The 17,650-nt window shown below is 52.1% G+C and carries 17 protein-coding genes; 6 read left to right on the top strand and 11 right to left on the bottom strand.

Annotated features, from left to right (window positions below; genetic code table 11):
- The first annotated feature begins 264 nt into the window (after positions 1–264).
- From ACO6EE_RS07670 to pheT, 5 genes are all read left to right on the top strand, one after another.
- Positions 265–717, top strand: coding sequence for a ComEA family DNA-binding protein (locus ACO6EE_RS07670; RefSeq protein ID WP_485960381.1), 453 nt, complete (start codon positions 265–267; stop codon positions 715–717).
- A 95-nt stretch (positions 718–812) separates the two neighbouring features.
- Positions 813–1,757 (top strand): thioredoxin-disulfide reductase, encoded by a 945-nt coding sequence (gene trxB, locus ACO6EE_RS07675; protein WP_485960383.1) that lies wholly within the window; start codon positions 813–815, stop codon positions 1,755–1,757.
- 302 nt (positions 1,758–2,059) lie between these two features.
- The gene (locus ACO6EE_RS07680) at positions 2,060–2,503 is read left to right on the top strand and encodes a DNA polymerase III subunit chi (protein ID WP_485960385.1); all 444 of its coding nucleotides are present in this window, start codon (positions 2,060–2,062) and stop codon (positions 2,501–2,503) included.
- Between the two features lie 152 nt (positions 2,504–2,655).
- A complete protein-coding gene (pheS, locus tag ACO6EE_RS07685; protein ID WP_485960387.1) occupies positions 2,656–3,648 on the top strand; it encodes a phenylalanine--tRNA ligase subunit alpha in 993 nt (330 codons plus the stop codon).
- Between the two features lie 175 nt (positions 3,649–3,823).
- Positions 3,824–6,184: a phenylalanine--tRNA ligase subunit beta gene (pheT, locus tag ACO6EE_RS07690; protein WP_485960389.1), complete on the top strand. Its 2,361-nt coding sequence runs from the start codon at positions 3,824–3,826 to the stop codon at positions 6,182–6,184.
- A gap of 61 nt (positions 6,185–6,245) precedes the next feature.
- Here the strand turns inward: pheT and ACO6EE_RS07695 are convergent, their stop codons facing one another.
- The 11 genes from ACO6EE_RS07695 to kdsA form a co-directional block, all read right to left on the bottom strand.
- Positions 6,246–6,680, bottom strand: coding sequence for a type IV pilin protein (locus ACO6EE_RS07695; protein ID WP_485960391.1), 435 nt, complete (start codon positions 6,678–6,680; stop codon positions 6,246–6,248).
- 12 nt (positions 6,681–6,692) lie between these two features.
- Positions 6,693–7,214, bottom strand: coding sequence for a pilus assembly PilX family protein (locus ACO6EE_RS07700; protein ID WP_485960392.1), 522 nt, complete (start codon positions 7,212–7,214; stop codon positions 6,693–6,695).
- Positions 7,196–8,287 carry a PilW family protein gene (locus ACO6EE_RS07705; protein WP_485960393.1) on the bottom strand — a complete coding sequence of 364 codons (1,092 nt, stop codon included), beginning with the start codon at positions 8,285–8,287 and terminating at the stop codon, positions 7,196–7,198. Before ACO6EE_RS07705 ends, ACO6EE_RS07700 begins: the two co-directional genes overlap by 19 nt.
- Positions 8,288–8,293: 6 nt before the next feature.
- Entirely contained in the window at positions 8,294–8,857 is a 564-nt protein-coding gene (gene pilV / locus ACO6EE_RS07710) for a type IV pilus modification protein PilV (protein WP_485960395.1), read from the bottom strand.
- 20 nt (positions 8,858–8,877) lie between these two features.
- The gene (locus ACO6EE_RS07715) at positions 8,878–9,534 is read right to left on the bottom strand and encodes a GspH/FimT family pseudopilin (RefSeq protein WP_485960396.1); all 657 of its coding nucleotides are present in this window, start codon (positions 9,532–9,534) and stop codon (positions 8,878–8,880) included.
- A 60-nt stretch (positions 9,535–9,594) separates the two neighbouring features.
- Positions 9,595–10,983, bottom strand: coding sequence for a replicative DNA helicase (gene dnaB, locus ACO6EE_RS07720; protein WP_023887936.1), 1,389 nt, complete (start codon positions 10,981–10,983; stop codon positions 9,595–9,597).
- Positions 10,984–11,378: 395 nt separating this feature from the next.
- Positions 11,379–12,779, bottom strand: coding sequence for a DEAD/DEAH box helicase (locus ACO6EE_RS07725; protein WP_485960399.1), 1,401 nt, complete (start codon positions 12,777–12,779; stop codon positions 11,379–11,381).
- A 343-nt stretch (positions 12,780–13,122) separates the two neighbouring features.
- Complete coding sequence (locus tag ACO6EE_RS07730; protein ID WP_485960401.1) at positions 13,123–13,812, bottom strand: energy-coupling factor ABC transporter permease; 690 nt, start codon at positions 13,810–13,812, stop codon at positions 13,123–13,125.
- Positions 13,813–13,826: 14 nt separating this feature from the next.
- On the bottom strand, positions 13,827–14,486 hold the full coding sequence (gene ung / locus ACO6EE_RS07735) for a uracil-DNA glycosylase (protein ID WP_485960403.1): 660 nt from the start codon (positions 14,484–14,486) through the stop codon (positions 13,827–13,829).
- A 68-nt stretch (positions 14,487–14,554) separates the two neighbouring features.
- The gene (locus ACO6EE_RS07740) at positions 14,555–14,950 is read right to left on the bottom strand and encodes a DUF4870 family protein (protein ID WP_485960405.1); all 396 of its coding nucleotides are present in this window, start codon (positions 14,948–14,950) and stop codon (positions 14,555–14,557) included.
- 23 nt (positions 14,951–14,973) lie between these two features.
- On the bottom strand, positions 14,974–15,825 hold the full coding sequence (gene kdsA, locus ACO6EE_RS07745) for a 3-deoxy-8-phosphooctulonate synthase (protein WP_485960406.1): 852 nt from the start codon (positions 15,823–15,825) through the stop codon (positions 14,974–14,976).
- A gap of 418 nt (positions 15,826–16,243) precedes the next feature.
- On the opposite strand from kdsA, the gene ACO6EE_RS07750 reads away from it, so the two are divergent.
- Positions 16,244–17,407 (top strand): 5-(carboxyamino)imidazole ribonucleotide synthase, encoded by a 1,164-nt coding sequence (locus tag ACO6EE_RS07750; protein ID WP_485960407.1) that lies wholly within the window; start codon positions 16,244–16,246, stop codon positions 17,405–17,407.
- Positions 17,408–17,650 lie beyond the last annotated feature (243 nt).

Consider the following 17,650-nt stretch of genomic DNA (forward strand, 5'->3'; position numbering starts at 1 on the left):
CTAGATTACAGTGCTAAGATCAAAAAGGATGTGGGGAAAGGAACCTTGGATGAGAATTATTTAATCTGTCTATTGGGATGTATGGGTATATTTGACTTTTGAATAGAATACAGATTTCTATTTAATTTCATTTATTATTAAAAGGTTATGCAGGAAGATTAGATGGGTGACTCGGTAACTTTATATAAGTAAGTGTGCAAAATGCAATTATTTGTTATTTAAGGGTAAAACTGGTTGCGCTATGGATGGTGCTAATTTATAGTTGTGATCAGTAATACCTTTTTTACTAGACTTCAAGGAGTTAAAATTATGAAGAAGTTTTTATTCGTCATTGTTAGCTTGCTGAGTTTTTCTTGGGCATTAGCACAAGTTAATATCAATACTGCCACTGCACAAGAGTTGCAAACCTTGAACGGTATCGGTCCGGCTAAAGCTGCTGCAATCGTGGAATATCGTACCGCCAACGGCCCGTTTAAATCTCCTGAAGACATTAAAAACGTGCGTGGTATCGGTAACGGCATTTATCAGAAGATTTCTTCAGAAATTACCGTCGGTAATGGTCAGGCTGCCCGTGCTCCGGCTGCTCGCCCTGCTACTCAACAGCAACAACCGCAACCAGCTGCCGCCAAACCAGCTACTCCCGCAGCTAAACCGTCTGCCAGCAAACCTGCCGCCGCCCGTCCGGCTGCCAACAAACCAGCTGCGGCCAACCCCTAATAAGTACGAAATGCTTATACACCGCCTGCCATTGCCGGCGGTGTTTTTATGTACGAAAGCGGGTACAATAAACGCCATTTTATTTGGAGAAGACTATGCCTAAGCACCACAAGCTCATCATCCTCGGCTCCGGCCCCGCAGGTTACACCGCCGCCGTTTATGCCGCCCGCGCTAACCTCAGTCCCGTCATCATCACCGGTTTGGAACAAGGCGGCCAACTTATGACCACCACGGAAGTGGACAACTGGCCTGCCGATGCCGACGGCGTGCAGGGCCCCGAACTGATGGCGCGCTTCCTCGCCCACGCCGAACGCTTTGGCACAGAAATCGTTTTCGACCACATCCACACCGCGCAATTGCAGCAACGCCCGTTCAAACTCATTGGTGATGCAGGCGAATATACCTGCGACGCACTCATCGTCGCCACCGGCGCATCGGCCAAATACCTCGGCCTGCCGAGCGAAGGAACCTTCGCCGGACGCGGCGTGTCCGCCTGCGCCACCTGCGACGGCTTTTTCTACAAAAAACAAGACGTAGCCGTAGTCGGCGGCGGCAACACCGCCGTGGAAGAAGCGCTTTACCTGGCCAATATCGCCAACACCGTTACCCTGATACACCGCCGCGACAGCTTCCGTGCCGAAAAAATCATGGTGGACAAACTGATGCGCCGCGTGGAAGAGGGCAAAATTATCCTGAAAACCGAAGCCGTATTGGAAGAAATATTGGGCGACGACAGCGGCGTAACCGGTGCGCGGCTGAAATTCAACGACGGCCGCAGCGAAGACATCGCCGTCAAAGGCGTATTCATCGCCATCGGCCACAAACCCAACACCGACATCTTCAAAGGCCAGCTCGATATGGACGACGCAGGCTACCTGAAAACCAAAGGCGGCAGCGGCGACAACGTCGGCGCAACCAACATCGAAGGCATTTGGGCGGCCGGCGACGTGAAAGACCATACCTACCGCCAAGCCATCACCAGCGCGGCCTCCGGCTGCCAAGCCGCTCTCGATGCCGAACGCTGGCTAGACCAACACTGAGTGCCAACAGGCTACCTGAAAGTTCGAGATATCTGAAAAGTCGTTTTAGTCTCACAGAAACTCAGCTTTGGCTGCACCAAAACATCACTTCAGGTAGTCGCTAGCCTAATCGTCCAATTCAGGTGGCCTTTGCCGCAAGGCAACACTCCTTAAGTGCCACAAGTCTTCGCTAGCAATGAACAGGCTACCTGAAAATCTAAACGCTCCGTAAAGCTATTTTCAGGTAGCTTTCGTCGTAGGGCAGAGCGCAGATAAACCAGTTTTGCCAGTCCACTCTCCTCAATCATTTTTCAGGTAGCCTCATGCCCACCGTTACGTTCTACACCCACGTTGCCGACTTAGAAATCTTTGCCTGCCGATTGGCCAAGCGTGCAGTTGAAGCCGGCTGCCGCGTACTGGTTTGGAGCAGTGGTGCGGAACAGTTGGCAACCCTCAGTCGCCAACTGTGGTCATTCGAGGCCGAAAGCTTTCTGCCGCACGAAATTTGGCTGCCCGAAGAAAACCCTTGCCCGACAGAACCGCCGATACTGCTGGCCGAGGGTGAAACTCTGCCTGCAGCGGACAGCAGCCTGGTGGTGTTGAATTTATCGGCAGACTTGTGGAGCGATGCTCCGAATACGCCGGAACGTGTGCTGGAAATCGTTGGCCGCAGTGAAACCCAGCTTGCCGCCGCCCGCCGCCGCTTTGCTGCCTACCGTAACGGCGGTTTCAAAATCGAACACTACAATATGCAGGGCAAAGCCTAGCTTTTTATCCGCCGCCCGCTTTGCCGGTCTGCTATAAAAACAGCCCATTTTCGGCTAAAATGCGGCCTTTCCCACCTTGGGTTCTACTGCCAGATTTTTCAGGTAGCCTGTAGGTGTGCCATCTCATTCTCACCATCATTTCACAATAAAACATGCAAAACGCAGAACAAATTGCCGCCGCAGGCATTGCCGCCATCCAAAACACCGCCGACCAGCAAGCCCTCGAACTTGTCAAAGCCCAGTATCTCGGCAAAACCGGCGAACTCAACGCCCTGCTCAAACAGCTCGGCAGCCTGCCGCCCGAAGAGAAAAAAACCGTCGGCGCGTTCATCAACGAATGCAAGCAACGTTTCCAAGCCGCCTACGATGCCAAACGCACTGAGTTGGCCGAAGCCAAGCTCCAAGCCCAGCTTGCCGCCGAAGCACTCGATATTACCCTGCCCGGACGTGTGCAGGAAAATGGCGGTCTGCATCCCGTAACCCTGACCTTGCAGCGCGTAGTCGAACTCTTTCACGGCATGGGCTTTGAAGTGGCAGACGGCCCAGAAATCGAAGACGATTTCCACAACTTCCAAGCCCTGAACATTCCTGCAAACCACCCGGCCCGCGCCATGCAGGATACGTTCTACGTTGAAAACGGCGATGTTTTGCGTACGCACACTTCCCCGATTCAAATCCGCTATATGCTCGACAAAAAAGAGCCGCCCATCCGCATTATCGCCCCTGGTCGCGTTTATCGCGTCGACAGCGATGCTACGCACTCGCCCATGTTCCACCAAGCTGAAGGCCTGTGGGTAGAAGAGGGCGTAACCTTCGCCGATTTGAAAGCCGTGTTTACCGACTTTATCCGCCGCTTTTTCGAACGCGATGATTTGCAAGTACGTTTCCGCCCGTCTTTCTTCCCGTTCACCGAACCGTCCGCCGAAATCGACATCATGGGCGAAAACGGCAAATGGCTGGAAGTCGGCGGCTGCGGCATGGTGCATCCCAACGTGTTGAAAAACGTGAATATCGACCCCGAAAAATACACCGGTTTCGCCTTCGGCATCGGTCTCGACCGTTTTGCTATGTTGCGTTACAACGTGAACGATCTGCGACTGTTTTTTGATAACGATTTGAACTTTTTAAAACAGTTTGCGAAATGATTATGCAGGCTGCCTGAACATGGAAAAGCAGCCTACACCGCAGAAATCTAAATAAGGCTACCTGAAAGCAATAGCCCCAACAAAGTTAGAAAGCAGCCTGCACCCCACCAAGCAAACAGGTCGTCTGAAATCAAAATCTGATAAAAAAAGTTAATTAATTGATTGAGAACATAACATGCAATTCTCCTACTCATGGCTGAAAACCCAAGCCGATACCGAACTTTCCGCCGATAAGCTGGAACATTTGTTAACCATGTCCGGCTTGGAAGTGGAAGAAGCCGAGACTGCCGCGCCTGCGTTTACAGGTGTGGTGATTGCCGAAGTGAAATCCGTTGAAAAACATCCTGATGCCGATCGTTTGAACGTTACCCAAGTTGATGCGGGTACGGGGGAGTTGGTGCAGATTGTGTGCGGTGCGCCGAATGTGAAAGTGGGCATCAAAGTGCCGTGTTCGCTGCCGGGTGCGGCGTTGCCGGGCAATTTCAAAATCAAGCCGACCAAGATGCGCGGTGTGGTGTCGAACGGGATGTTGTGTTCTACCGACGAACTCGGTCTGCCCGACGACGGCGTGAACGGCTTGCACATTCTGCCGCAAGACGCTCCCGTCGGCGCAAACATCCGCGAATATCTGGATTTGGACGATACGGTGTTCACCCTGAAAATCACACCGAACCGTGCCGACTGCCTGAGCATCAAAGGCATTGCGCGTGAAGTGTCCGCGCTGACAGGTTGCGCGTTCAAGCAGCCTGCAATCCATGCCGCGCCCATCACGGGCAGCCGCAAACAGCCCGTGCAGATTGATGCGCCTGCCGATTGCGGCCGCTTTATCAGCCGCGTGATTGAAAACGTGAACGCGCGCGCCGCTACGCCGGATTGGATGAAGCAGCGTTTGGAACGCAGCGGTATCCGCAGCCTTTCCGCGCTGGTGGACATTGGCAATTATGTGATGCTGGAAATTGGTCAGCCGATGCATGTTTTCGATGCCGACAAACTTTCAGGCAGCCTGCACATTCGCCGCGCGCGTGAAGGTGAAACGCTGGAATGCCTGAATGAGAAAACCGTCTCTTTGTCTGAAAACACATTGGTGGTAGCCGATGAAAAAAGCGCGTTGAGTTTGGCAGGCCTGATGGGCGGTGCGGCAAGCGCGGTTTCAGACGACACACAAAATATCGTGCTGGAAGCGGCTTGGTTTGCGCCTGAAATCATTGCCGGCAAATCGCGCCAATACGGTTTTGGATCAGATTCGTCGTTCCGCTTTGAGCGCGGTGTGGATTACCGTTTGCAGGCTGATGCCATCGAACGCGCTACCGAATTGGTTTTGCAAATCTGCGGCGGTGCGGCGGGCAAAATGGTGGAAGCGTTGGGCGAATTGCCTGAAGCGAAGCAGGTTGAATTGCGTTTGGGTCGTCTGAAAACCGTGTTGGGCGTGGACATTCCTGCCGAACAGGTGGAAACCATTTTGCAGCACTTGGGCTTGCAACCTGAAAAAACGGCGGAAGGCTTCCGCGTTACCGCACCGAGTTTCCGTTTCGACATCGAAATCGAAGCCGATTTGATTGAAGAAATCGGCCGCGTTTACGGCTATGAAAATATCCCCGACGATTACACGTCAGGTCGTCTGAAAATGTTGGAACTGCCCGAAACCCGCCGTCCGCGTTTTGCCGTTTATAACGAAATGGCGGCACGCGGCTACCGCGAAGTGGTCAGCTATGCCTTCGTTGACGAGCAGTGGGAACACGATTTTGCCGCCAACGCCAATCCCATCCGCCTGCAAAACCCGCTGGCGGCGCAGTATGCCGTGATGCGTTCCACGCTCATCGGCGGCTTGGTGGAAATTCTGCAAAACAATTTGAACCGCAAACAAAACCGCGTGCGTGTGTTTGAAATCGCCCGCGTGTTCAGCAAAGGTTCAGACGGCCTGTTTGTGCAAAACGAACGCATCGGCGGCCTGTGGTACGGCGCGGCGATGCCCGAACAATGGGGCGAGAAAACGCGCAACGCGGATTTTTACGACATCAAGGCAGATGTAGAAAATCTGTTGAAAAACAAAGCAGTTGAGTTCGTCAAAACCGAACATCCCGCCCTGCATCCCGGCCGCGCCGCCAATATTGCTTCAGACGGCCAAGTCATCGGCTTTGTTGGCGAATTGCATCCGAAATGGCTGCAAAAATACGACTTGCCGCAGGCGCCGCTGGTATTTGAAATCGATATGGCTGCCGTGTTGGAACGCGAAAAAACGCGCTATCAGGCAGTATCGAAATTCCAGCCGGTGCGCAGGGATTTGGCGTTTGTGATGCCGGAGGCGGTGTCGTATGATAACCTCTTGAAAGCACTTTTGGCAGTGAAGAGTTCATTGATTCAGGCAGTGACGCTATTTGATGTGTATCGCGGAGTAGGGCTACCTGAAAACATGAAAAGCATGGCAGTAAAAGTGATTTTGCAGGACGCTGAAAGCACTTTGACAGATGATACGGTTGAAGAGATCGTGCAGAGGTTGATTGCTGCTGCTGAAACTGTTGGGGCACAGTTACGATAGATAAGAATAAGAAGCCGGCTACTTGGTATCAAGTAGCCGGCTTAGTTATATAAAATAAAACCTATTTGTTAATCATCATACAAGAAGGTGATTTACTTTGTGCCTCACTTACAGTTTTACACTCGTAGATAGTGCCCGCAGCAGTAATATATAGTGATTTAGTATAGCCATTTTGCCTAGGCTGAAGGTATACGTAGTAGGTGTTGATATCTGCACTGTTTGTTAGAGCTGATACAAAATTATACTTACGTTTTGAATCACTATTCTTACCATTAACCAAGGTAGTGAGCCCTGCAGTTGAATAGCTACCATTGTTACGTAGCTTATTCTGCCTCATTTGGGCAACTATATCTAATAAATGGTTTTTAGCGGCAGCTAAATGTGTTTTCTCAATATGAGACTGATAAGCTGGCATAGCAATGGCGGCCAGTATGCTGATTATGGCTATAACAACCATCATTTCTACAAGTGTGAAGCCTCTAGTTTTCTTTTTCATTGGACATTCCTGTCATTTGCCAGAATATTCAACGTAAGACTGCAAAGTGACCACTGTATTATTGTTGGCCCCCCATGCACGGGCTGTGACACGGAAAACATTTTTATAGTTTTGGTCAGCAATTTCGCCCAAGCGTTCTACCATATAGCAAGCATTATTAGTGTTGGACGATTGATTTTTTAAGCAGTGTCTACCTTTGTTTGCTTCATTTAGATCTACGGAATCACTTCTTTTCCAAACAGGCATAGAATCAGATGCTTTACCACCACAAATGCCATCTTTGCAAGAGTCACTATTGGCTACAGCAGTAAACGCTTTATTTTGCTCAGCTACAATACGTTGTTCACCATTCCGTAGTGCTTGTTCAGCGAGAGAGAAGGCGTATTTCCTATCCGCGTCATTTGAGCTGATGCGCATTTCCGTATTGGTTGATTGCATGCTGGCAACAACAATTAGTGCAATAACCAACATCATAATTAGTACGATGAATAGAGTATAACCTTGTTGTTTTTGAGTTACGATTGATTGGCGCATACGTTTCCTCCGCGAACATTAGCTCTAATTAAATATTGGTTAACGGTACCATATGTATCTGCGTTATTATTAAGCTGCAAGCGCATTTCAAGAATGGTTGGCAACATAGAAATACGAGTTACATCAGGTGCATTTCCTAATGTTGTACGGTTGCTGGAGAAAGTTACAGAAGTATTGGTATTGTTGCAGCCTGCATATAATTGATGGATATCCATTCCTTGGATGTTAGAAACCATCAATTGAGGGTTCCCCCATGAACCACTTGGTGTCAGGGTAAATCGATATAAAGCATCAGCTGTGGTGTTAACATTAGGAATTCGACCAATAACGTAGGCAACTCCATAGACTTGGGATAGAGTGGTTTGTGGGAGATAAAAAACGTCAGGACCACTAAAGTGAGAAATAATTGATCCTCCACCGAAACTGGAGCCAATGACTAGGTCATTCCCGTTATTAGTAAGGGTATTGCCATTACCAATATACATGCGGCCACAAGAAGATAAAGCGATAGGGCCACCAGCATTAGCAACATCTCTTAACTCTTTAGGAGCATCTTTTGCTGTAGGATTAGTTACTTCTGTGACAGGAGTAAGATTTTGCCCGTATACGAAAATTAGTGCTGAAGAGGAATTACTTGGTACGAACCCAGAAATATTAAATGTATTTTTAGCCGTGTTGGCATTCATTATACTAATTCCACTGTAAGCTGGATCATCTAGAACCAGTTTAAAGTTTGCAGTATTGGATTGAAAGCCATCAGTAGAATGAGGTGATGTAGGCATCTGTTTTTGTACTAAATTCCCCATATTAAAACAACCAAAGGAGCCGGCCATTTGGGCGTCGCGGAGAATTAACTCTGAGGCATTGCGCAGGTCTTGCTGTGCAGCTAGACGGCTTTCAGAGTTTGTACGCATTCTACTGGTAATACCATATGTAATACCAATGGCAAGTAAAACAACCAATGCCAACGAGCTAGCAACCATGAATTCAATCAAAGTAAATCCATGTGGTTTTGCCTGAAAATTTGGAATATGTGGTTTGCTCTTTGGAGAGCGGCATAGATGATATTTCATAATAATTTAGTCTCCTACAACCGCACTATAGCTATAGTTAAAGTCATCGGAATTTTGAGTATCCCCATTACTTTCTGTCCATTTTACCTCGATTGTAGTAGTGGGCGTATCACCAGAGGTACTAGTAATTGCATATGAAATGCCGGTCGCATTGGGTAATGCATTTTGCAGTTCTGCAGTAAATGCATTTAGTTGGCAGGCGATGAGAGCCTTACGCTTTATGCCGGTTGCATTACCACATACGGTAATATCGACGGCAGATGATGTAGGAGTAATATTTTGTGTTGATTTATTATAGTCGGTGTAGGTGAATTTGGTTGTGGCAGCTGAGTGAGTGCCAATATTATTGATTACATCAGGGTTGCTTAACATACCAGCAGATAGGTTCTGTACGGCCTGAGCAACACGAGTTTGCATTTCTGCTTCACGGACGTTACCCACAGATTTTAATTGTGCAAGCATAAGAGCCATAATGCCAAATGCCATAATAAATACAGAAATGAGTACTTCTAATAGAGTACTACCTTGATTAAGATGTGCTGGCTTTAATATGAATTTATGATTAGACATGCTGGTTATTCCTTCAAGCTTTAAGATAAAGCACAATAGGTTGCATAGCTACTTGCAGTTAATGAATTGAATTCAGAAGGAGTCATATTTCCGTTGCAGGTTATCACTCGCCCACTTGGTGTAATTAAAGCCATGCGGACGTGCTTTCCATCACTAGCTGCTATTCTGATGTAATTAGAAGAGTATGTGTATTGGCCATTAGACTGACCAACACCAAAAGTGCCATTTGGCATATAAATAAAGCGGGTTTTATCGGTAGTTGGGTTGCTAAGTGCAATATCAAGACTGCTAATTGTTATTGACTCATTACTAATCAATACCGAACGTAAGTCCATGTCATTGCTAGGACTTACAATACCGCTTTCATAGTCATTATTGCCATTTTTGTCAATGAACGCCAATAAGGAGTTACCTCCTTTATCGCAGCCATTATTGGGCTTGGCATCAGATTTAAGTTTAATGCCGCCACAGATGATAACAGGACTGTTTCTGCGTACGGCCTCAGTTCTGGCAAATCGGAAAATAGTTGTAATTTGGCTGATTCGATTACCTAACTTTTGTGTAGCGATAAAGTTACTCATGCTTGGCATGGCAATTGTAGCCATAATTCCGATCAGGGTTAGGGTAATGAGCAGTTCTATTAGGGTAAAGCCCTGTGTATGTTGTCGTGTCTTCATGGCCATCACTTTAAAATGGGAAATGGGGCACAAAAAAAGGTGGATTGAGTAAGATTGTTCTTATTCTTCAGTAAAGTAAGTATGCCCAGTATGTACTGCATTGTCAAATTTGCTGAATTCGCCGGTAAACACCAGCGGGATTTTACCGGTGGGGCCGTTACGGTGTTTGCCGATGATACATTCAGCCATGCCTTTTTTGTCAGTATCGGGGTGATAGTATTCATCACGATACATGAACATAATCAAGTCGGCATCCTGCTCGATGGCACCGGATTCACGCAGGTCGGACATCATGGGGCGTTTGTCGGTGCGGGATTCAACAGTACGCGACAATTGTGAGAGGGCGATAATCGGAATATCCAACTCTCTGGCTAGCGATTTGAGCGAACGGGAGATTTCCCCCAATTCCGCCGCACGGTTATTGCTGTTGTGGCCGGTGCCGCTCATCAGCTGTAAGTAGTCGATAACCACTAGCCCCAATTTACCTTTTCTTCTGGCTAAGCGGCGCACGCGGGCGCGGACTTCCAGTGAATTTAAGGCAGGGGTTTCGTCGATAAAGATGGGGGCGTCTGACAGTTTGTGTAGAGCGTCATTGAGCCTAGCCCAATGTTCGTCTTGCAATTGACCGGTTTTGAGTAAGCCCTGATCCAGCCTCCCAACTGAACCGAGCATACGCATTACCAGCTGCACCCCGCCCATCTCCATCGAGAAGATGGCAACGGGCAGGTGCGTACTGATAGCGACGTTTTCCGCGATATTCAATGAAAAAGCGGTTTTCCCCATTGCCGGCCTTCCAGCAACGATGATGAGATCACCACCGTGCAAACCGGCTATTTTTTTATCCAGATCGATGAATCCGGTCGGAATGCCGGTTACATCGTCTTTATTTTCCCTTGAGTAAGCCTTGTCGATTTTGGCGACGGCTTCTTTCAGCATGGCAGGCATCTCTAAGAATTCGTGTTGCACTCTGCTGGTGCTTTCGGCAATTTTAAAGATTTTGGCTTCCGCCTCGTCCAACATTTGTTTGACGTCCCTACCTTGAGGATTGTAAGCATTCCTAGCAATCTCTGTGCCAGCTTGTGCGAGCTGGCGCATGATGGAGCGGCTGCGCACGATTTCGGCGTAGCGGGAGATGTTGATGGCAGAGGCAGTATTTTGTGCCAAATCCACCAGATAGCCGAAACCGCCGGCCTCTTCCAGCACCTCTTCGCGCTGCAATACCTCTTCCACGGTAATGGTGTCGGCCGGGCGATTGCGTTCGGCCAGGTGGGCGATGGCGCGGAAAATCAGGCGGTGTTCGTAGCGGTAGAAGTCTTCTTCCGAGATGGTGCCGGCAATGCGGTCCCAGGCGGAGGAATCCACCATCAGCCCGCCCAATACCGACTGCTCGGCTTCCATGGAGTGCGGCGGCAGGGCAAGGCTTTCGTTACTTTGGTCTTGAATATCCATAATAGTTTGTTGCGGCAGGAGAATAGGGGCTACCTGAAAAATATCATTACTGAATATGCAGCTTGAGGCTACCTGAAAAAGGCCGAAACCTTTACAAGCCTATTGTAGGTACGTTTCTGCACGCCACGCTTCTCGAACGCTTGGAAAAGATTGAAATATTACCCGCACATTTCGTCTCTGCTTGCTTTGAGCTGCGCTCAGATCATGCGCTTTGTAAAGGTTTGAGGCTACCTGAAAGCCGGTGACCGTTTATTTTTCAGGTAGCCTACAAAGTATGCCCTGGGTGAGCCAGCATACTGACAAATTCCGTCACTTTTGTTGCGAGTGTACAGAGAGCGGATTGTGCTGCTCTGTCACGCTAAGGCAGGCGCATGCGCTGAGGGTAGGCAAAATGTTCAGCTGTCGGCGCCATAGTTCGGCAGTACCAATGCGCAAACCGGGCGGTGGCGGCGGCTGCGGTGGCGTCGGCCTGGGATGCGACCGCATTCTTGTGCGGGGCTTTCGGAGCTGCCGCTGCGTGCAGAGGCTTTACTGCGGCTGTCTGCATTACGGCCACGGCGGCCGTTGCGTGCTTCACGCGGTTCACGTGTATCGCGTGAGGAGTGCTCGGCGGCAGGGCGGCTGCCTTCCTGTTGATGTTGCCACCAGCGCGGTTCGAAGCCTTCAATCCGCTCCACCGGCAATTCTTTGCCGATGAGTTCTTTAATGGCTTCAAACATTTTCTGCTCGTCTTCGTCCATCAGTGAGATGGCCACACCCTCGGCGCCGGCGCGGCCGGTGCGGCCGATGCGGTGCACATAATCTTCGGCCTGGGTGGGCATTTCGTAGTTGATCACGAAGGGCAGCTCGGCGATGTCCAACCCGCGTGCGGCCACGTCGGTGGCCACCAGCACGCGCAGCTCGCCGGCTTTGAAGGCGTTGAGCGTTTCCAAGCGGGTTTGCTGCGATTTGTCGCCGTGAATCGGCGCTACGCTGAGGCCGCGCCGTTTCAGGTCACGGGCTACCTGATCGACGCTCTGCTTGGTTTTGCAGAACACGATCACTTGATTGATGTGCAAATCCACAATCAGCCGCTCCAGCAGGTTGCGCTTCTGGGCGGTGTCGATGGCGATGATGTGCTGCTCGACGCTGGCGCTGGCCGTATTCTGCGGCGCGGTCTGCACCTGCTCGGGCCGATTCATAAAATCCTGCGCCAGCTTGCGGATGGGGGGTGAGAAGGTGGCGGAAAACAGCAGGGTTTGGCGCTGTTTGGGCAGCAGCTGCATGATGCGGCGGATGTCGTCGATAAAGCCCATGTCGAGCATGCGGTCGGCTTCGTCGAGCACCACGATTTCCACTTTATCCAGCCGGATGTTTTTCTGTTGCACGTGATCCAGCAGGCGGCCTACGGTGGCCACCACGATCTCGCAGCCGGCGCGCAGGTCGGCAGTTTGTTTGTCCATATTCATGCCGCCGAACAGCACGGTGTGGCGCAGCGGCAGGTTTTTGATGTAGGCGGCGGTATTTTGGTCGATTTGGTCGGCCAGCTCGCGGGTGGGGGTGAGCACCAGCATGCGCACCGGATGCATGGCGGGCGAGGTGCTGGTGGTGGTGTAGCGGCGCAGGCGCTCCAGGCTGGGCAGCATGAAGGCAGCGGTTTTGCCGGTACCGGTTTGGGCAGCGGCCAGCAGATCGTGGCCGGCCAATACTTTGGGGATGGCGGCGGTTTGGATGGCGGTGGGCTGCTCATAACCCTGGTCGGCCAGTGCGGCGGTGATTTCGGCGCTAAGGCCGAGATTGGTAAAGGGGTTGTTCATATTTGCTCCGTGTGGCAGCTGCGCGGTGGGCGGCTGCGGGGAATGGGGATAGGCTTTGGTGGCGGTTTGGATAAATCTAGCCGGCAAAGGCTGAAGGCTACCTGAAGATATAGGCGGTAACGAAGTTAAAGCAGGCCGGTGATACGCTTGAGTTGTGCGCAAACCGGCACGATAAAATGCCACGAAAAGTGTTTCAAGAGTAGGCGGCTGCCGGGAAACCCGGCCAGAGGCTACCTGAAAACATGGACTTCAACAAAATTAAAATAAAAGGCCGGCAATGCAAGATGCCGAACAGGCCGTATTGTGCCTGAAAAACTGGTTTTCAGGTAGCCTTTGCAGCGGCCTATTTCCAGATTTGCCGCGCATTTTGGCGCAGATAGTCGGCATCGGAGAAGGTGGAGATTAAATGCGGCTTGAGGGCGATGAAAATGGCGCAAAGCAGGCCGGTGAGAAAGGCTTCACCCCAGGCAATCAGGAAGAACACCGGCAGTACGGAATCCAGCAAGATGGAGGTGGGGAATACCCCGGTCAGATACAGCAACACTCTGTTGGTCGCCGCGCTGAGCAATATGCCGGCGGCAGCGGCAAAAAAGCCGTTGAGGAAGATGTAGATAAACAGATTGCGCGGCAGCCGTTGCACGATTTGCCGTGCCAGTGCCACGCCGGCCAGCGGCGGCACGATACCGGCCAAAACCGTTAGCCCTGCCACGCTTAAATCGCCCACGCCCTGCCACAGCCAGATATAGGGCAACAGCAGCAAAACGGCCAGGCAGAACGCTGCCGGGATGCCTATCATCAAGGACAGCAAGCCGATACCCAGCAGATGGTAGCTCAACCCGCCCAGCATCCCGCCGGCCGGTGCGGCGCGCAGGCTCCAGCACAGCGCCATAATCAACAGCCCAACCCACGCTGCTTGGCGGTGTGTGCGCCATGCTATCAAGGCCGGGCGCAGGGCAGCGACAAACAGCAGCAGGCACAGCACATCGGCGGCCAGCAGCCAAGGAAGGGGGAACCAGTGGGCGGGGAAATTCATGGGGTATTAGTGGCTCAAATTTGCCAATCAATCTGCGGCAGGCCGTGCTGTTGCAAATAGGTATTGGCCTGCGAGAAATGACGGCAGCCGAAGAAGCCGCGGTGGGCGGAGAGTGGCGAGGGGTGCGGCGCGGTGAGCACCAGATGGCGGGCACGGTTGATAATGGTGCCTTTTTTCTGTGCGTGGCTGCCCCACAGCATGAATACCAAGTGCTCGCGCCCTTCGTTGAGCACGGCAATCACGTGGTCGGTGAAGGTTTCCCAGCCCAGCGCGGCGTGGGAATGCGCCTGGCCGGCGCGCACGGTGAGCACGGTGTTGAGCAGCAGCACGCCTTGTTCTGCCCAGCTTTGCAGGTAGCCGTGTTTGGGGATTTGAAAGCCGGGGATATCTTGCGCCAACTCTTTGTAAATATTCACCAAGGATGGCGGCACGGCCACGCCTTCGCGCACGGAAAAGGCCAGCCCGTGCGCTTGGTTGGCGCCGTGGTACGGGTCTTGCCCGAGGATGACCACGCGCACCCGGCCGAATTCGGTGGCACGGAAGGCGTTGAACACGTCGGCGGCGGGTGGGTACACAATCTGCCCGGCTTCGCGCTCGTTGTGCACGCTGTGGATAATGTGTTGGAAATAGGGCTGCTGTTTTTCCGCGCCGATGGCTTCGTGCCAAGTTTGCATGGGGTTTCCTTGAGAGATGGGGAGAGGCTACCTGAAAACAGAAAACGCTATTTTCAGGTAGCCTTTATTTACATCAGCCAGCCGTCCGGCGTAACGGGTTGATTGTCGATTAAACGCACGATACCGACCACTACGCGGAAGAGATACCAGAAGCAAACCACCACCAGCAGCGGCACACCGAGAATCGCGCCGATAAAGGTAATGACCAGCAGGAAGCCCACCGCAAAGCCGATTAGGCTGCCCCAAAAAGTGCGCAGCAGGAATTGGATGTGGTCAAAATAAATCGTGCCGCACATATCGTCACGCTTCACATAGGCCAAGATGGCGCCGATGATGGTGGGCATGGCAAAGCTGATTACACCCAATGCATACAGGCCGTAAATCACATACATATAGTTGCGTTGCTCGGGCGTGGGCGTGTTGGCAGTGGGCACGGGGTAGGTGGGATCGGGTTGTGTAGTCATGATGACACTCCTTATCAGGGGGGTTAATGCGTATCCAGCTCGGCAAAACCTTTCACCAGATTATCAATCTGCTTGAGCTGGCTCAAGAAAGGCTCGAGTTGGCTTAAGCGTAGGGCGCAGGGGCCGTCGCACTTGGCCTGCTCGGGATCGGGGTGGGCTTCCAAAAACAGCCCGGCCAGCCCCACCGCCATACCGGCGCGTGCCAGAGTAACAATCTGCTCACGCCGCCCGCCGGCCGAATCGCTGCGTGCGCCGGGCTGCTGCAGGCTGTGGGTCACGTCGAAAAACACCGGCACGTTCATCTGTTTCATGGTGTCGAAGCCGAGCATGTCCACCACCAAGTTGTTGTAGCCGAAGATAGAGCCGCGCTCGCACAAGATGATTTTATCGTTGCCCGCCTCCAGGCATTTATTGATGATGTGGCGCATTTCGTGCGGAGCGAGGAATTGCGCCTTTTTCACGTTGATAATCGCGCCGGTGCGCGCCATGGCGTGCACCAAATCGGTTTGGCGGCTTAAAAAGGCCGGCAGCTGCAAAATATCGGCCACTTCCGCCACCGGTGCGGCTTGGTAGGGCTCGTGGATATCGGTAATCACCGGCACGCCGTAGGCCGATTTAATATCGGCCAGCCATTGCAAACCCTTTTCCAAACCCGGTCCGCGGAAAGAATGCAGGCTGGAGCGGTTGGCCTTATCGAAACTGGCTTTGAACACATAGGGAATATCCAGCTTGCGGCAGATTTCCACATAGGTTTCGGCAATTTCCATAGCCAAATCGCGGCTTTCCAGCACGTTCATGCCGCCGAACAAAACGAAGGGGCGGTTATTGGCAATGGTGAAGCCGTGAAGCGGGATTTGCGAAAGGGCAGTTTGCATGGTGCGTGTCCGTTGTTTGGGTGGATTAAAAGATGACCCGATTATAACGGAAAAGGGCGGGATGGAACGGAAGGCTACCTGAAAACGAGGTTGCCGAAGGCGGACGAGTTTCTGCGAAGCTAAAATGAGTTTGCCGAAAGCAGACGAGCTTCTGCGAAGCTAAACCAATGGTTAAGCAGTTTATATATTTTCAGGTAGCCTATTTGAGGAAAGGCATACAAATCAATGAATTGCCTGCTGTGTAGTCTGTCTGCACTAGGCTTGGTGCCTAGATTTGAGTACAATACACTACATTAAAGAGATGTGTTTGCTGTAAGTAAACAAACCGCCAGCCGCCGCCGGAACGATAAGCAAACAGAGGCTGGCGTTTGCTTCAGCCCGGCCGACAGCGCGCCCCGTAGGGTGCAGAAAGTGGAACATGACCAAAGCAAAAACAACGCCGATTTTACCGCCCGCCATGCTGGGCATTTTGGGCGGAGGCCAGTTGGGCCGGATGTTTACCGTGGCCGCCAAACAAATGGGCTACAGCGTAACCGTGCTCGATCCCGATCCCAATTCTCCCGCCGCGGCACTGGCCGACAAACACATCTGCGCCCCGTATGACGACCTCGGCGCATTGGCCGACCTTTCCACTTGCGCCGCCGTTACCACCGAATTTGAAAACGTCAATGCCCAGGCCATGCGCGCCTTGGCATTGGAAACCCGCGTGTGCCCCAGCGGCGACAGCGTGGAAATTGCCCAAAACCGTATTCAGGAAAAAGCCTGGATAGCCAAGGCCGGCCTCCAAACCGCGCCCTACCTGCCCGTTAACCAAGAAGCCGACCTCACCGACGCAGCCGTTGAGCCGCTCCTACCCGGCATCGTCAAAACCGCCATGCTCGGCTACGACGGCAAAGGCCAGGTGCGCGTGTCCAGCCCGGACGAAGCCCGTGCTGCATTCAGACAGCTTGGCGGTGTGCCTTGCGTGCTGGAAAAAATGCTCAACCTGCATTCCGAAATTTCCGTGATCGTGTGCCGGCTCAACAGCCAGCAGGTGAAATGCTTCCCGCCCGCCGAAAACCGCCACGAAGACGGTATCCTGGCCTACTCCATCGTGCCCGCCCGCCTGCCGGACGAAGTGCAGAAGCAGGCGCAGGAAATGGCCTGCCGGCTGGCCGAAGCCATGAATTATGTCGGCGTGCTGGCGGTGGAAATCTTTGTAATCGGCAACGACCACAAATTGATTGTGAACGAAATCGCCCCGCGCCCGCACAATTCCGGCCACTACACCCTGGATGCCTGCGCCAGCAACCAATTCGAGCAGCAAGTGCGCCTCATGTGCGGCCTGCCTCCCGCCGATACCCGCTTGCTCTCCTGCTGTAGCATGGCCAATCTTTTGGGCGATATTTGGCTGCCCGCAGGCAAAGTAAACTGGCTGCCGCTCCTGCAGCGCCCAGACGTGTGCCTGCACCTCTACGGCAAAAAAGATGCCCGCCCGAAGCGCAAGATGGGCCACTTCACCGTGCTCTCCTCCCAGTCTGCCGACATCGCGTTTATGCTTGCGCACAAATTGCAGCGGCAACTACAGCGCAAAGGGAAATAGCAAACGCAAACTCAACAGGGCTGCCGGAAATGGTGGCTCTGTTTTTTTTAGGTGGGGGGTACGGAGTGGTTTGGCGGGCAGAGGCTACCTGAAACTTTCAGGTAGCCTCTATTTTTTCCAAATGAAGGCGAGGCTTTGCTGGCAGCAGCTCGCAGCCAGGTTTTATAGCGATACTTGCCTGCTGCAACGTATAGTGGATTAAATTTAAATCAGGACAAGGCGGCGAGCCGCAGACAGTACACA

Source organism: Eikenella sp., from assembly GCF_057315495.1.

Coding starts and splice junctions, on each gene's coding strand:
- trxB (WP_485960383.1), top strand. CDS start 813: ATGCCTAAGCACCACAAGCTCATCATCCTCGGCTCCGGCCCCGCAGGT.
- ACO6EE_RS07680 (WP_485960385.1), top strand. CDS start 2,060: ATGCCCACCGTTACGTTCTACACCCACGTTGCCGACTTAGAAATCTTT.
- pheS (WP_485960387.1), top strand. CDS start 2,656: ATGCAAAACGCAGAACAAATTGCCGCCGCAGGCATTGCCGCCATCCAA.
- pheT (WP_485960389.1), top strand. CDS start 3,824: ATGCAATTCTCCTACTCATGGCTGAAAACCCAAGCCGATACCGAACTT.
- ACO6EE_RS07695 (WP_485960391.1), bottom strand. CDS start 6,680: ATGAAAAAGAAAACTAGAGGCTTCACACTTGTAGAAATGATGGTTGTT.
- ACO6EE_RS07700 (WP_485960392.1), bottom strand. CDS start 7,214: ATGCGCCAATCAATCGTAACTCAAAAACAACAAGGTTATACTCTATTC.
- ACO6EE_RS07705 (WP_485960393.1), bottom strand. CDS start 8,287: ATGAAATATCATCTATGCCGCTCTCCAAAGAGCAAACCACATATTCCA.
- pilV (WP_485960395.1), bottom strand. CDS start 8,857: ATGTCTAATCATAAATTCATATTAAAGCCAGCACATCTTAATCAAGGT.
- ACO6EE_RS07715 (WP_485960396.1), bottom strand. CDS start 9,534: ATGAAGACACGACAACATACACAGGGCTTTACCCTAATAGAACTGCTC.
- dnaB (WP_023887936.1), bottom strand. CDS start 10,983: ATGGATATTCAAGACCAAAGTAACGAAAGCCTTGCCCTGCCGCCGCAC.
- ACO6EE_RS07725 (WP_485960399.1), bottom strand. CDS start 12,779: ATGAACAACCCCTTTACCAATCTCGGCCTTAGCGCCGAAATCACCGCC.
- ACO6EE_RS07730 (WP_485960401.1), bottom strand. CDS start 13,812: ATGAATTTCCCCGCCCACTGGTTCCCCCTTCCTTGGCTGCTGGCCGCC.
- ung (WP_485960403.1), bottom strand. CDS start 14,486: ATGCAAACTTGGCACGAAGCCATCGGCGCGGAAAAACAGCAGCCCTAT.
- ACO6EE_RS07740 (WP_485960405.1), bottom strand. CDS start 14,950: ATGACTACACAACCCGATCCCACCTACCCCGTGCCCACTGCCAACACG.
- kdsA (WP_485960406.1), bottom strand. CDS start 15,825: ATGCAAACTGCCCTTTCGCAAATCCCGCTTCACGGCTTCACCATTGCC.
- ACO6EE_RS07750 (WP_485960407.1), top strand. CDS start 16,244: ATGACCAAAGCAAAAACAACGCCGATTTTACCGCCCGCCATGCTGGGC.